Raw genomic sequence first — 15319 nt, forward strand, 5'->3', positions numbered from 1 at the left:
ATTATAGTGATAAAACTTTGCTGCGTTAGTGATGTAAATCACACTTTGCGCTGTTTTACTGAAATAAAAGAACGCAAAAGGAGAAAAAATGACAAAATTTGAAAGAATAAATGAAAATTTCTGTTTTTTTGAATACAGAAAGTGACACACTTCATGGAAGCATTTGGCTATACTAGACCGTAACATGATTAATAGAAACCTCTTTGATGAATATTTGATAAAGTGAGACTTCCATCAGTGGGGGTTTTCGACGCACAGGACGTGCTAGTGCAGACGTAGCGATTGACGTCGCGCTTTTAGTCTGCCATTCATCCCCCACTGATGGTTAGTCACGCAAAGCCTGATTGATTTTTCTAAGGGCTGAAGCCCAAAGAAAAATCTTATTTCACTTATCACGCTCATAACGCCACATCCTGTGGCTTCGCCTGACTAGGACCTCCTGTCCGTCGTCGGACCTTTACGGACAGTTGATCTCCCACTTATCTTCTTCGTATTCTCAGAATCTTGAAGTGGGAGTCAAAATGTCCGTTAAGAGTGGGATAAATAAATAGAGTTACCAATGGATGGATTAATATCTAACGAAACGAAAAGGGGGTAAATGATTGGCAGTTTATTTAGATATTATATGGGCTTTGAACCTTCTATTTGATAGTTTACTCCTTTACTTAACTGGAATTATTTTGAAAAGAGAAATCAAATATTGGCGGGTTTTATTAGGGGGATTTATTGGCTCTATTTTAATTTTATTAATGATCACACCAATACATACCTATACTGCCCATCCATTCACAAAATTATTATTTTCCATTTGGATGATTTTAATCGCTTATGGATACAAACGCCTGTCCTTTTTTTTGAAAAATTTACTGCTCTTTTATCTTGTAACATTTTTAATGGGTGGTGCTCTCATTGGTACTCATTATTTTTTAAATTTTGACACTGAGTTGTCATCGTCCTTTTTTTTGGCAAGCGTGAAGGGTTTTGGAGATCCAATTAGCTGGTTATATGTCATTCTTGGTTTTCCCATTGCCTGGTATTTTTCAAAAAATAATATTGAAAATATTGAGATGACGAAAATTCGATATGACCAAATCATCAACATCAAGATATCGATTGATGACACCACTCTTGATTTTAAAGGATTAATTGATAGTGGAAACGGATTGTATGATCCGATTTCCAAAGCGCCGGTCATGTTTGTATCAATCAAAAATCAAATGGAAAAGGTGAATGAAACGATTCAACAGCTCGCAACACATCCAGAGGAAATAATTATGGGAGGTAAGCCAATCCACGAAAAATGGGAGAATCGAATGAGAATTATTCCATACAAGGTGGTCGGTCAGGAACATCAGCTTATTATTGCTATAAAGCCAGACCAATTAATCATCGAACATAATGAAGAGTGGCTTATGGTGGAAAAAGGTCTGGTTTCGTTTACCGCACAACAACTCTCATCAGATGAAACATTTCAATGTATTGTTCATCCGAAAATGCTCACAGGTACTAAAAAGCTTCATTCCAATATAAAGGTTAGCTAAACACAAAAAAATAAATGTATTTCGCACAATAGAAGGAGGATTCTGGATGAAAAATATAAAACTTCGATTATCCTATTATTGGTATAAATTATTAATAAAACTTGGTTTAAAAACAGATGAAATCTACTATATAGGTGGAAGTGAGGCACTGCCACCGCCATTAAGTAAAGAGGAAGAGGAAATACTGCTGGAGAAGCTTCCAAAGGGAGATAAAGCAGCCCGATCGATTTTAATTGAAAGGAATTTACGATTAGTTGTATATATTGCTAGAAAATTTGAAAATACGGGTATTAATATTGAGGATTTAATTAGTATAGGAACGATTGGACTTATTAAAGCGGTTAATACCTTTAATCCGGAAAAAAAAATTAAGCTTGCAACCTATGCTTCTAGATGTATCGAAAATGAAATCTTAATGTATTTAAGAAGGAATAATAAGATTCGTTCCGAGGTTTCATTTGATGAACCATTAAATATTGACTGGGATGGGAATGAACTTTTGCTCTCGGATGTTTTAGGAACGGATGAAGATATTATTACGAAGGACTTAGAAGCTAATGTAGATAAAAAATTACTTTTAAAGGCTTTGCAGCAGCTAACCGATCGAGAAAAGCAGATTATGGAGCTTCGTTTCGGACTAGGAAATGGAGAGGAAAAAACACAAAAGGATGTTGCAGATATGCTTGGAATATCGCAATCCTATATTTCCCGTTTAGAAAAAAGAATTATTAAAAGATTAAAGAAGGAATTAAATAAAATGGTATAAAGGTTTTGCCTCATAATCATAAGCTTTATAGGGACAATCCAAAATAATTTTTTAATCTCTCATCCCTTATTTATGAATGCTTTTCCTAAGTTTTGTCAATCTCATCCCTCATAAGGAGTGCATATTTTTCCTGCTCACGGAGATACTGTTTTTGTACAGCAGCTCCTGTGAGGAGGGAACAGAATTGACTCGAAATAAGGTTGAAATTTGCGGAGTTGATACATCAAAGCTTCCTGTTTTAAAGAATGAAGAAATGAGAAAACTCTTTAAAGAGATGCATAATGGAGATTTAACTGCTCGGGAAAAACTCGTCAATGGGAATTTGCGTCTCGTATTAAGTGTTATACAACGATTTAATAATCGGGGCGAGTTCGTTGATGACCTATTCCAGGTTGGCTGTATCGGTCTCATGAAATCAATTGATAATTTCGATTTAGGACAAAACGTGAAGTTTTCTACCTATGCAGTACCGATGATTATTGGAGAAATTAGGCGTTATTTACGCGATAATAATCCAATTCGGGTTTCACGATCATTAAGGGATATCGCTTATAAAGCTTTGCAGGTAAGGGAAAGATTAATGAGCGAGACTTCAAAGGAACCAACAGCGGAAGAAATTGCAAAAGTATTGGAGGTTCCCCATGAAGAGATTGTCTTTGCGCTTGATGCCATTCAAGATCCAGTTTCCTTATTTGAACCAATTTATAATGATGGCGGAGACCCAATATATGTAATGGATCAATTAAGTGATGAACGGAATAAGGATATTCAGTGGATTGAAGAAATCGCCTTAAAAGAGGGTATGAGAAGATTAAATGAACGTGAAAAATTAATTTTAAGAAAACGATTTTTTCAAGGAAAAACGCAAATGGAAGTGGCTGAGGAAATTGGAATTTCCCAAGCGCAGGTTTCCCGTTTGGAAAAAGCTGCGATCAAGCAAATGAATAAAAATATTCAAAGTTAGCCACCAGTATTGGTGGCTTTAATTTTTTTTTTAGCATGATTAAACTAAAGATAAATGAATATTATGATTCGTGGTAAAAAAATCATTTTTCCATGCTTATCCCTCATATATTGAAAAAAAGGAGTGAATAAGAAATGGTGAAAATATCAGAGTTTCAAGTGAAGGACGTTGTGAGTGTGGTTGACGGCAAAAAATTAGGCAATATTACAGATATTGAAATTAATTTAAATTCCGGAAAAATCGAAGCGATTATTATTAACGGATCTGGAAAAGTACTTGGTTTTTTTGGCCGTGATGAAGATATTGTCATCCCTTGGAATCATATTTTAAAGATTGGAACAGATGTCATCTTAGTCCGAAATAAAGATGTTGTTCCTACTAGTTATATCGAAGAAAAGTAATGATATAGCAGACTGGGAGCAATTGCTGGATTATGATAGAATGAATGTAAAATAAAAACATGAAAGAACGATTGCGAGGAAGCTTAATATATAGTGAGGTATCATGATGGAGCCGTTTTTATTTAAAGAAAAGGAATACTTTAGTATCGAGAATTGGAGTGGGCACGATTCGGCGCTAATTGCGGGGTTTACAACAAAACACGGCGGGGTGAGTCTTGCTCCTTTTTCAAGCTTAAATTTAGGTTTTCATGTGCAAGACAAAGAAGCGGCGGTACGAGAAAATCGACGAAAACTAGCTGATATCCTCGATTTTTCCATCAATAATTGGGTTGGGGCAGAACAAACCCATGAAGTGCGTATTGAAACTATAACACGAGCTGGGTGTGGAAGAGGCTCATTGGATTATGGATCTTCATTTAAGGCAACAGATGGTTTTTTTACTCAAGAAAGAGGGATTCTGCTCACGCTTTTATTTGCGGACTGTGTTCCAATCTACTTCTATGCTCCTAAAAAAGGGGCAATTGGAATTGCTCATGGCGGTTGGAAAGGAACTGTTGGAGGAATCGCAGGGGAAATGGTCAAGCATTTTCAAGAAAATAACATCCCCCCATCTGAAATTTTTGTCGTAATTGGTCCTTCTATTTGTGAAACATGTTATATTGTAGATGAACGTGTTATCACTTTAGTGCAAAATATACTAGAAGATGTCGGGAAAAAGCCATATAATCGAATAAAAGATAACCAATATCATCTAGATTTAAGAAAATTAAACAAACAAATTCTGATGCATTGTGGAATACTTGATGAGCATATTCAAGTAACGAATTATTGCACTAGTTGCCATGTTGATCATTTCTTTTCACATCGGAGAGATAAAGGACAAACTGGGAGAATGATGGGGTTTATTGGCTTTAAGGAGGCTTATTGAATAAAAAATGAAAGTTCAAGATAATTTGACAAGAATTGAGGCTGAAATCCAGAAAGCATGTAAAGTTGCCCGCCGTAATCGTTCTGAAGTGAAAATTATTGCTGTTACCAAGTATGTTTCAACAGAAAGAGCATTGGAAGCCTTAGAAGCAGGGATTAGGCATCTTGGGGAAAATCGTCCAGAAGGATTACTCGAGAAACAAGAAGTGCTTTTGGACAAGCCGGTTTGGCACTTTATAGGATCCTTGCAAACACGTAAGGTAAAAACTATTATTGATAAAGTAGATTATATTCACTCTTTGGATCGATTAACACTTGCTGAGGAAATCCAAAAAAGGTCATCGAAAAAAATGAAATGCTTTGTTCAAGTCAACACTTCTGGAGAGGAATCGAAGCATGGGCTTTCACCTGATGAAGTTATTAATTTCATTGATGAACTAGCAGGATTTGATCGGATTCAGGTGGTAGGTCTAATGACAATGGCACCTAATACAACGGATGAAGCGATAGTAAGAAATTGCTTTCATACCTTGAGAGAAATAAGAGATCAAATTGAAAAACGAAATCTTGACTATGCTCCTTGTCATGAATTATCCATGGGTATGTCCAATGATTTTGCTATAGCGATTGAAGAAGGGGCAACGATGGTTCGAATCGGAACCGCATTAGTTGGAGAATAAAATGAAACCAAAAAATTCGATAAAAGTCACTGATTATGGGTTATATATTTAAGGAGGTGTAAGAAAATGAGTTTAAAATCAAAATTTAAAACATTTTTCTTTTTAGATGATGAATATATTGATGAAGAAGAGGACATGGTCGAAGAGGAAATGGAGCCAGCCAAGCCTCATAAGCAGCAAGTTCAAAAACAAAATGTGGTCAGTTTACAAAGTGTGCAAAAATCTTCAAAGGTGGTTCTAATTGAACCGCGCGTTTATGCTGAAGCACAGGATATTGCGGATCAATTGAAAAACAGACGTGCTGTTGTAGTGAATCTGCAACGAATTGAACGAGATCAAGGAAAAAGAATCGTTGACTTCTTAAGTGGAACGGTTTATGCCATTAGTGGGGATATCCAAAGAGTGGGAACAGATATCTTTTTATGTACTCCAGACAATGTCGAAGTATCAGGGAATATTTCACAGATAATGGCTGAAAATGACTTTGAAAATACGAGGTGGTAGCATTACATGTATATTCTTCTAAGTATTTTAACGAAATTAATCGTGTATTACTCCTATGCTTTAATCATCTATATTTTGATGAGCTGGTTTCCAGGAGCGAGAGATACATCAATTGGGAGATTTTTTGAAAAAATATGTGAGCCATATTTGGAACCATTCCGACGAATCATTCCTCCATTTGGAATGATTGATTTCTCTCCAATTGTTGCCTTTTTAGTTTTACGCTTAGCATCCGGTGGTCTAAGACAATTATATTACTGGTTTCTATAAAGAAAAAGAGTATTTATTTGGAGAGCATTCACCGTCTTCATTTAATAAAAGTGAATGGTCTCTTTTCTAAATGGGTAAGGGAGCAATATAAATGAATATTTATCAGCATTTTCGACCTGAAGAACGTGACTTTATTGATTCTGTACTCCAGTGGAAGGATGATGTTGAAAACACCTTTGCCCCCAAATTAACGGATTTTCTTGACCCAAGACAACAACATATTGTCAAACTCATTATTGGTCAGGGGTCAGAAGTTCAATGTCAAATTTTTGGAGGCGCAGAAGGAACGGAAAGAAAGAGAGCTTTACTATATACTCAATATGATCAGATTGAACCTGCTGACTTCAAAATTAGCTTATATGAAATCAACTATCCAAGTAAATTTTTGAAAATCGAGCATTCCCAGGTACTGGGGACTTTGATGTCATTAGGTTTAAAGCGAGGGAAATTTGGTGATATATTGGTTCATCATGAGAGGGCTCAATTTTTTGCAACATCCGAGGTGGGTCACTATATTTTGACACAATTGAGCTCTATTGGAAGAGCAAAGGTGCAAATTGAAGAGATATCACTAGATCAAGCATTGGTGACCTTTGAGAATTGGAAGGAAGTATCTGTAACCGCCACATCATTGCGCCTAGATGTAATCCTTTCCACTGTATATCAAATTTCAAGAGCAAAGTCACAGGCTCTGATTGTTGCTGGGTTAGTCAAGGTTAATTGGACCACAATAGAAAGCTCTTCCTTTGAATGTCAAGAAAGTGATCTTCTTTCAGTTCGCGGTCTTGGAAGGTCGAAAATTCTATCGATAGAAGGAAAAACCAAAAAAGATAAATGGAAAGTGAATGTAGGAAAACAAAATTAGCCAAAATTTGCAGGATTTCTATGAAAACTGTCGAATATTAGAAAAATACATAAACAAGAGCATATCATTCAGGGAGGTGGCCTTTATGCCATTAACACCATTAGATATTCATAATAAAGAATTCAGTAAAGGTTTTCGGGGATATGATGAAGATGAAGTTAATGAATTTCTTGACCAAGTGATTAAGGACTATGAATTAATTATTCGTGAAAAGAAAGAAATGGAAGAGAAATTAAAGGATTTAAATGATCGCCTTGGTCATTTTAATAATATCGAAGAAACATTAAATAAATCGATTGTTGTCGCGCAAGAAGCAGCAGAAGAAGTGAAAAGAAATGCTCAAAAGGAAGCAAAGCTTATATTAAAAGAGGCAGAGAAAAATGCTGACCGCATCGTTAATGAATCTCTTTCTAAAGCAAGAAAAATTGCTTTGGAAATTGAAGAATTAAAAAAGCAATCTAAGGTATTCCGAACGAGATTTAAAATGCTGATTGAAGCTCAGCTCGATTTATTAAATAATGATGATTGGGACCATCTGCTTGAATATGAATTGGATGCGACCGAATTAAAATCAACGAATAAAGAAGATACTTTGGCTTGACGAATAAGCCAGAAATCGCATATAATTTCTTAACAAAAGCTAAATCATGAGTATACGATGATGGGGAGAGTACAATTTTTTCGCAAAAGTTGTAAAAGCGAGTCGGGGATGGTGAAAGCCCGAAAACTTGAAAAATTGGAAAATCACCCTTGAGTACCCAACACGAACTTCGATTATCGATTAATAGTGGAGGGCGTTTCATTCACGTTACGAATATTCGGAGTGGATGTATTTTTATTTTTCAAATGCATCTATAAGGGTGGTACCACGGGAAATAACCTTCTCGTCCCTTTTGGGATGAGGAGGTTTTTTTATTTTCCAAAGTAATTCATTCGTGATTTATCCCACTCTTAACGGACATTTTGACTCCCACTTCAAGATTCTGAGAATACGAAGAAGATAAGTGGGAGATCAACTGTCCGTAAAGGTCCGATAAGTGAAATAAGATTTTTCTTTGGGCTTCAGCCCTTAGAAAAATCAATCAGGCTTTGCGTGACTAACCATCAGTGGGGGATGAAGGAAAACCCCCACTGATGGAAGTTTCACTTTATGAAATATAGGAGGATTAAAATGGAGTACAAGGATACGTTATTAATGCCGAAAACAGAATTTCCTATGCGTGGAAATCTTCCAAAGCGCGAGCCAGAAATTCAAACTAAATGGGAAGAAATGGATATTTATGCTCGAGTTCAAGAGCACACTAAAGGGAGACCGATGTTTGTTTTACATGATGGACCTCCATATGCAAATGGAGATATCCATATGGGCCATGCGCTAAACAAAATTTTAAAGGACATGATCGTTCGATATAAGTCTATGAGCGGATATCATGCACCTTATGTACCTGGGTGGGATACTCATGGTTTACCAATTGAACAGGCTTTGACGAACAAAGGCGTAAAACGTAAGGAAATGTCCGTGGCCGAATTTCGCAAGTTATGTGAAGAGTATGCTTACGAACAAATCAACAATCAACGGGAACAATTTAAACGACTTGGTGTTCGCGCCGATTGGAATAATCCATATATCACTTTGAAACCCGAATATGAAGCGCAGCAAATTAAAGTATTCGGAGAAATGGCGAAAAAAGGATATATTTACAAAGGGAAAAAACCTGTATATTGGTCTCCATCTAGTGAATCAGCATTAGCTGAGGCCGAAATTGAATATAAAGATAAAAAGTCTGCTTCTATCTACGTAAGCTTTCAAGTTAAAGATGGAAAGAATGTTCTTGATACAGATACAAACATTGTCATTTGGACAACAACTCCATGGACGATTCCGGCGAACTTAGGGATTTCAGTTCATCCAGATTTAACCTATGTAGTGGTTTTAGTGAATGGACAAAAATATTTGGTTGCCCAAGAATTATTAGAATCTGTAACGAAAGAAATTGGTTGGGAAAATCCAGAGGTCGTACAAACAGTCAAAGGAAAAGACCTTGAATATATTGTTGCTAAACATCCTTTATATGATCGGGATTCTCTAGTCATGTTAGGGGAACACGTAACCATTGATGCTGGTACAGGTTGTGTTCATACCGCACCAGGCCATGGTGAAGACGACTTTATTATCGGACAAAAATACGGTTTAGATGTGTTATGTCCGGTCGATGATAAAGGAGTGATGACGGAAGAGGCTGTTGGCTTTGCTGGTCTATTCTATGATAAAGCCAATAAACCAATTACCGAAAAATTAGAAGAAGTAGGGGCATTATTAAAGCTTTCCTTTATTACACACTCCTACCCACATGATTGGAGAACAAAGAAACCCGTTATTTTCCGGGCAACAGCTCAATGGTTTGCTTCCATTAAAGATTTCCGTGAAGAGTTACTTCAAGCTGTTAAAGAAACCAAATGGGTTCCGGCATGGGGAGAAACCCGTTTGTTTAACATGGTTCGTGATCGTGGAGATTGGTGTATTTCCCGTCAACGTGCATGGGGTGTTCCAATTCCTGTCTTTTATGCAGAAAATGGCGATGCGATTATTTCAGATGAAACGATTGAGTATATTTCTAATCTATTCCGTGAATATGGTTCGAATGTGTGGTTTGAAAGGGATGTAAAAGACCTACTTCCTAAAGGCTTTACACATCCAAGCAGTCCAAATGGCATCTTTACGAAAGAAACAGACATTATGGATGTTTGGTTCGATTCCGGTTCTTCACATCAAGCTGTTCTTGTTGAACGAGAAGACTTGCAGAGACCAGCGGATTTATATCTAGAAGGCTCCGATCAATACCGCGGATGGTTTAACTCAAGTTTATCAACAGCGGTTGCTGTTACTGGAAAAGCTCCATATAAAGGAGTCCTTAGCCATGGATTTGCTTTAGATGGAGAAGGACGGAAGATGAGTAAATCAATTGGTAATGTTGTTATCCCTGCAAAGGTTATGAATCAGCTTGGTGCTGATATTTTAAGATTATGGGTTGCTTCTGTTGACTATCAAGCGGATGTTAGAGTATCCGATGCCATCTTGAAGCAAGTGGCAGAGGTTTACCGTAAAATTCGTAATACTTTCCGCTTCTTACTTGGAAATTTAGCAGATTTTAATCATGCAAAGGATTCTGTGCCTTATGCGAACTTAAGAGAAGTAGATCAGTTTATGCTTGTGAAATTAAATAAATTGATTAAAACGGTTCGTGATTCTTACGAAAACTATGAGTTCTCAACGATTTTCCATGCAGTTAATAACTTCTGTACGTTAGATTTAAGTGCTTTCTATTTAGACTTTGCAAAAGACGTCCTTTATATTGAAGCGGAAAATCATCCAGAAAGACGAGCCATCCAAACTGTCTTGTATGACTGTTTACTAACTTTAACGAAATTAGTGACACCAATTTTACCTCATACGGCTGATGAAGTGTGGTCCTATATTCCTCATGTTGAGGAAGTTAGTGTACAATTAACTGATTTACCTGAGTATCAGGAGCTTCCAAATGCTGAAAGTTTAGAGGAAAAATGGACAGCATTTTTGAAATTAAGAGATGACGTTTTAAAGGCTTTAGAGGAGGCACGTAATGAAAAAATTATTGGTAAATCCTTAACTGCAAAGGTTACATTATATGTTCATGAGGATACGAATAAATTATTAAATTCGATTCAAGAAAATCTAAAGCAAATCTTTATTATTTCTGGTTTTGAAATTGCAGGAAGTTATGAAGATGCTCCAGAAAATGCCTTAAAGCTTGATACAGCAGCTATCGTTGTGACTAAAGCAGAGGGAGAGACATGTGAACGCTGTTGGACTGTAACAACAGATGTAGGTCATGATCATGATCATCCAACACTTTGTTCACGTTGTGCAACGGTTATAAAGGAAAATTATAGTAGCTAATTGGTAAGGATCATTACTTAACTTTATCTATATTAAAAAGACACACGATCATTTTCATAAGAAAATGACGTGTGTCTTTTTTTGGATATCCTTAATACGGCAAATTTTAATCTGATTTTCATTTATGTTTGAAAGGTAAAACAGTAACGTTGGTTGATTTAGACTCTATTCAATTGATGAAAGAAAAAAGATATTTCCACCTTCACTAATTGTTGTTCTCAATGTCAAATTTTTTTGAGAGTGCTTGACATTGCTCAGGAAATAATAGAGTCAACAACACGAAATAATCGATAGGTATTATGAAAAAGCGAAACGGAGGTAAAAAGATGGAAGCCCAATTTGAAAAGCTCTATTCGGAACTCCGTAAGACAAGAGAAGAATTACAGGATAAGCTAAAGGATGAAAATGGATCAAAACTGATTAAACCAATCATTAAAGCGGAATTAATGGATATTGAAACCGCCATAGAAAAAATAGTAAACGGTACTTATGGAAGATGCGAAATTTCAGGAGAGTTGATTCCATTTGATTTATTACAATCTTTTCCGACAGCAAAGACCGTTAATGATTTTCAAGCATTACAAAAATATTACCGTAAACCTTTTTGGTCCTAAAGCTATTGCTATAACTTTCTAATAAAGTGTGATAAAATTCAGAAGGTAGCAGAAGAAATTGTGTTTGGAGGTTGCCTTTCTTGTTTTATTACATAATTGCATTATTTGTTATTGGATTGGATCAATTGACAAAATGGCTTGTTGTTCAAAATATGGAATTTGGTGAAAGTATACCGATTATTGATCATTTCTTGAATATTACCTCTCATCGTAATCAAGGTGCGGCGTGGGGAATTCTGCCAGGGCAAATGTGGTTGTTTTATATCATCACGATTATTGTCATTTTAGGGATTATTTATTACATTCAAAAGGCGGCAAAAGGGAAAATTCTATTTGGTGTTTCATTAGGATTCATTCTTGGTGGAGCAATTGGAAACTTTATTGACAGAGTTGTGCGAAAAGAAGTGGTTGACTTTGTTGACACTAATATTTTTGGATATGATTTTCCAATATTTAACATAGCGGATTCAGCCCTTTGTATCGGAGTGGTGATGCTGATTATACATCTGTTCTTAGAAGAGAGACAATTGAAGGAGAAAGCTTAATGGAAATAAGGGAATACACCGTTCAGGAGACTGAAATAGGAGAAAGAATGGATAAGTTTCTTTCTGTACAAAATGAAGACTGGTCACGAACCCAAGTCCAACAATGGATAAAAGAAGGACTAGTTTTAGTAAATGGGAAAAAAATTAAATCGAATTATAAATGTCAATCGAATGATAAGATAGAAGTCCACATACCGGAGCCTGAAGTTTTAGATTGTTTTCCGGAACAAATGGATTTAGATATTTATTATGAAGATCAAGATGTCTTAGTTGTTAATAAACCAAGGGGTATGGTGGTTCATCCGGCACCTGGACACTTAACGGGAACACTTGTAAATGGAATCATGTATTATTGTCATGATTTGTCCGGTATAAACGGTGTTTTACGACCAGGAATCGTACATCGAATTGATAAGGATACCTCAGGATTGCTGATGATTGCCAAAAATGATATGGCACATGAAAAGCTTGTCAATCAATTAGTTGAGAAAACTGTTACGAGGAAATACCGCGCTATTGTCCATGGCGTGATTCCTCATGATTATGGGACCATCGATGCACCATTAGGACGTGATCCAAAAGATCGACAAAGCATGACGGTTGTGGAAAATGGAAAGCATGCCGTTACTCATTTTCAAGTTTTGGAAAGATTTAACGATTTTACTTATGTGGAATGCCAATTGGAAACGGGTAGAACACACCAAATTCGCGTTCATATGAAATATATTGGGTATCCGCTTGCAGGTGATCCCAAATATGGGCCAAGAAAAACATTGGATATTAACGGCCAGGCTTTGCATGCTGGAATATTAGGATTTACCCATCCAAGAACGGGTGAATATTTAGAGTTTGAAGCTCCACTTCCTACAGATTTTGCCGAATTATTAGATTTCCTCAGAAATAACCGTTGACAGAAAGCTGAATGAGGTATAAGATATTTTTAGTTGAATAAGTCCTTTAAATACAGTCCCGTGAGACTGAGAAGGAGACGGATATTTCAAGTGGATCTTATTTCTGCTTGGAAAGATACGCGTATGCGCTAATCCTCTCACCTCATGGTGTGAGGATTTTTTTGTAAATCGCTATTTCACAAAATAATTCTGAAAGGGTGAAGCATGTGTCCCAGAAAGCGATTGTCTTAGATGAACAAGCAATCCGCCGTGCATTAACAAGAGTAGCACATGAGATCATAGAGAAAAATAAGGGCATCGAAGGTTGTATTCTTATCGGGATACGTACTCGAGGAATTTATTTAGCGAAACGTTTAGCTGATAAAATTGAGCAAATTGAAGGGACATCAGTTCCGGTCGGTGAACTCGATATCACTCTATATCGTGATGATTTAACGACCAAAACGGATGAACCGCTTGTAAAAGGTTCTCATATTGAAACAGATATAAAAAATCTCAAAGTCATTTTGGTTGATGATGTTTTGTATACCGGAAGAACTGTACGTGCAGCCCTTGATGCACTTGTTGATATTGGTAGGCCCGCTTCTGTGCAACTTGCTGTACTTGTAGATCGTGGACATCGGGAGCTGCCGATTCGTGCAGACTACGTCGGAAAGAATATTCCAACATCAAGTTCAGAAAAAATTGTGGTTGAATTGCACGAGGTAGATAAAATTGATCAAGTAAGTATTTATGATAAATAAATAATCACCCTTTTAATGAAGTCCAGAGAGACTGCCAAAGGGAAAGCAAATGAATTTAATTGCTTTTATACATGGTGCATTAAAGGGTATTAAAAAGGAGAATACCTAATGGATAAACCAAATTTAGACATTAACGACATTCCATCACCAGGTAAATGGTTGACTTTAAGTATCCAGCATTTGTTCGCCATGTTTGGCGCAACCATACTTGTTCCTTATTTAGTGGGTTTAAGTCCAGCAATCGCATTAATTTCTAGTGGTCTAGGAACGCTTGCCTTCCTTATCATTACAAAATGGCAGGTTCCAGCCTATCTTGGATCTTCATTCGCCTTTATCGCACCAATCATCGCTGCAAAGGCGAGCGGCGGACCAGGAGCCGCAATGGTTGGTACTTTTTTAGCCGGTTTAGTTTATGGAATTGTATCATTAATCATCTATAAAGCAGGTTATAAATGGATTATGAATTTACTTCCACCAATTGTAGTAGGCCCAGTCATTGTTGTTATTGGTTTAGCTCTTGCAGGAACAGCAGTTGGGATGGCAATGAATAATCCAGCTACGGGAAAATATAGTTTGCTCCACTTTTCAGCAGCACTGATAACTTTGATTGCGACAATTGTTTTCACGATATACGGACGTAAGATGCTGAGCCTTATCCCTATTTTAGGGGGGATTATCGTAGGCTATATATATTCCGTCATCATCGGAATTGTGGACTTCAGTCCAGTGTTAAAAGCAAACTGGTTTGAGATGCCAAAATTCATGTTCCCGTTTGTCGATTATAAAGTGAACCTGACACTTGATATTGTCTTACTAATGGTTCCTGTGGCTGTCGTGACTTTATCAGAACATATTGGACACCAATTAGTACTAAGTAAAGTAGTTGGCCGTGATTATATAAAAGAACCAGGCTTACATCGATCCATCCTTGGAGATGGTACAGCTACGATGATTTCCGCTCTTATTGGAGGACCGCCAAAAACAACGTATGGTGAAAACATTGGAGTATTAGCCATTACAAGAATATACAGTGTATATGTCCTTGCTGGTGCAGCTGTTATCGCCATCATCTTCGGTTTTATCGGAAAGATTACGGCTTTAATTAGTACGATTCCATCCCCTGTCATGGGAGGGGTATCAATCCTACTCTTTGGAATCATCGCTTCTTCAGGATTACGTATGCTTGTGGATAGCAAAATCGATTTTGGCAATAATCGCAACCTGGTTATCTCATCGGTCATTCTCGTTATCGGAATCGGTGGTGCTTTTATCAAAGTTTCTGATCAATTCCAAATCCAAGGTATGGCGCTTGCAGCCATTCTTGGGGTTTTATTAAATCTAATCCTTCCTGGTAGAGAGAAAGTAGTGGATCTATTTAATCTCGAAGACAATGTAGGAGAGAAAGATGACGTAGCTTAAATCACCTTTTAAACAGGTCCAGAGAGACTTAAAAGGGTGTTGAGAGGAATTGGTTTCATTTGTTCCTGAACAAACGGCAACATTCATGCTGTTTAAAAACCAATCCTCTATTACAGGACATACATTTTATGCTTACTTAATGAATCAGGCTTCTTTCATAATTAATATGAGAGGTGTGTCTGATTTAAATAAGTCAGAATGACAGTCTGTATCAACACCCTGACAAAATAAG

Annotated in this window: 16 protein-coding genes and 1 other annotated feature; all 16 genes read left to right on the forward strand. The window is 36.7% G+C overall.

Translation table 11 applies throughout. The features are described from left to right. Nucleotides 1–602 precede the first annotated feature (602 nt). The 16 genes from spoIIGA (at nucleotide 603) to ACE38V_RS07045 (ending at nucleotide 15087) form a co-directional block, all read left to right on the forward strand. Entirely contained in the window at nucleotides 603–1541 is a 939-nt protein-coding gene (spoIIGA, locus tag ACE38V_RS06970) for a sigma-E processing peptidase SpoIIGA (protein WP_375840495.1), read from the forward strand. A gap of 46 nt (nucleotides 1542–1587) precedes the next feature. Continuing rightward, the gene (gene sigE / locus ACE38V_RS06975; RefSeq protein ID WP_375840496.1) at nucleotides 1588–2307 is read left to right on the forward strand and encodes an RNA polymerase sporulation sigma factor SigE; all 720 of its coding nucleotides are present in this window, start codon (nucleotides 1588–1590) and stop codon (nucleotides 2305–2307) included. A 184-nt stretch (nucleotides 2308–2491) separates the two neighbouring features. After that, complete coding sequence (gene sigG / locus ACE38V_RS06980) at nucleotides 2492–3271, forward strand: RNA polymerase sporulation sigma factor SigG (protein ID WP_375840497.1); 780 nt, start codon at nucleotides 2492–2494, stop codon at nucleotides 3269–3271. Nucleotides 3272–3405: 134 nt separating this feature from the next. Continuing rightward, nucleotides 3406–3672 carry a YlmC/YmxH family sporulation protein gene (locus tag ACE38V_RS06985; protein ID WP_375840498.1) on the forward strand — a complete coding sequence of 89 codons (267 nt, stop codon included), beginning with the start codon at nucleotides 3406–3408 and terminating at the stop codon, nucleotides 3670–3672. 106 nt (nucleotides 3673–3778) lie between these two features. Continuing rightward, a complete protein-coding gene (pgeF, locus tag ACE38V_RS06990; protein WP_375840499.1) occupies nucleotides 3779–4600 on the forward strand; it encodes a peptidoglycan editing factor PgeF in 822 nt (273 codons plus the stop codon). A 7-nt stretch (nucleotides 4601–4607) separates the two neighbouring features. Beyond that, nucleotides 4608–5279, forward strand: a complete 672-nt coding sequence (locus ACE38V_RS06995) for a YggS family pyridoxal phosphate-dependent enzyme (RefSeq protein WP_375840500.1) — start codon at nucleotides 4608–4610, stop codon at nucleotides 5277–5279. Between the two features lie 66 nt (nucleotides 5280–5345). After that, the gene (locus ACE38V_RS07000; protein ID WP_375840501.1) at nucleotides 5346–5783 is read left to right on the forward strand and encodes a cell division protein SepF; all 438 of its coding nucleotides are present in this window, start codon (nucleotides 5346–5348) and stop codon (nucleotides 5781–5783) included. Between the two features lie 6 nt (nucleotides 5784–5789). Next, a complete protein-coding gene (locus ACE38V_RS07005; RefSeq protein ID WP_375840502.1) occupies nucleotides 5790–6053 on the forward strand; it encodes a YggT family protein in 264 nt (87 codons plus the stop codon). A 91-nt stretch (nucleotides 6054–6144) separates the two neighbouring features. Continuing rightward, the gene (locus ACE38V_RS07010) at nucleotides 6145–6918 is read left to right on the forward strand and encodes a YlmH family RNA-binding protein (protein ID WP_375840503.1); all 774 of its coding nucleotides are present in this window, start codon (nucleotides 6145–6147) and stop codon (nucleotides 6916–6918) included. Nucleotides 6919–7003: 85 nt separating this feature from the next. Then, on the forward strand, nucleotides 7004–7519 hold the full coding sequence (locus ACE38V_RS07015; protein WP_375840504.1) for a DivIVA domain-containing protein: 516 nt from the start codon (nucleotides 7004–7006) through the stop codon (nucleotides 7517–7519). A 48-nt stretch (nucleotides 7520–7567) separates the two neighbouring features. Further along, nucleotides 7568–7813: a binding site (T-box leader), on the forward strand. Nucleotides 7814–8089: 276 nt separating this feature from the next. After that, complete coding sequence (gene ileS, locus ACE38V_RS07020) at nucleotides 8090–10855, forward strand: isoleucine--tRNA ligase (RefSeq protein ID WP_375840505.1); 2766 nt, start codon at nucleotides 8090–8092, stop codon at nucleotides 10853–10855. Nucleotides 10856–11181: 326 nt separating this feature from the next. Then, nucleotides 11182–11469, forward strand: a complete 288-nt coding sequence (locus ACE38V_RS07025) for a TraR/DksA C4-type zinc finger protein (protein ID WP_375840506.1) — start codon at nucleotides 11182–11184, stop codon at nucleotides 11467–11469. Nucleotides 11470–11549: 80 nt separating this feature from the next. Beyond that, nucleotides 11550–12014, forward strand: coding sequence for a signal peptidase II (lspA, locus tag ACE38V_RS07030; protein ID WP_375840507.1), 465 nt, complete (start codon nucleotides 11550–11552; stop codon nucleotides 12012–12014). After that, nucleotides 12014–12925: an RluA family pseudouridine synthase gene (locus ACE38V_RS07035; RefSeq protein ID WP_375840508.1), complete on the forward strand. Its 912-nt coding sequence runs from the start codon at nucleotides 12014–12016 to the stop codon at nucleotides 12923–12925. The genes lspA and ACE38V_RS07035 overlap by 1 nt, the downstream gene beginning before the upstream one ends. A gap of 206 nt (nucleotides 12926–13131) precedes the next feature. Then, nucleotides 13132–13668, forward strand: a complete 537-nt coding sequence (pyrR, locus tag ACE38V_RS07040) for a bifunctional pyr operon transcriptional regulator/uracil phosphoribosyltransferase PyrR (RefSeq protein WP_375840509.1) — start codon at nucleotides 13132–13134, stop codon at nucleotides 13666–13668. Between the two features lie 108 nt (nucleotides 13669–13776). Further along, nucleotides 13777–15087, forward strand: coding sequence for a solute carrier family 23 protein (locus tag ACE38V_RS07045; protein ID WP_375840510.1), 1311 nt, complete (start codon nucleotides 13777–13779; stop codon nucleotides 15085–15087). Nucleotides 15088–15319: the final 232 nt, after the last annotated feature.

This window comes from Cytobacillus sp. Hz8, assembly GCF_042263505.1.
In the GTDB taxonomy this organism is placed as follows: domain Bacteria; phylum Bacillota; class Bacilli; order Bacillales; family Cytobacillaceae; genus Bacillus_BE.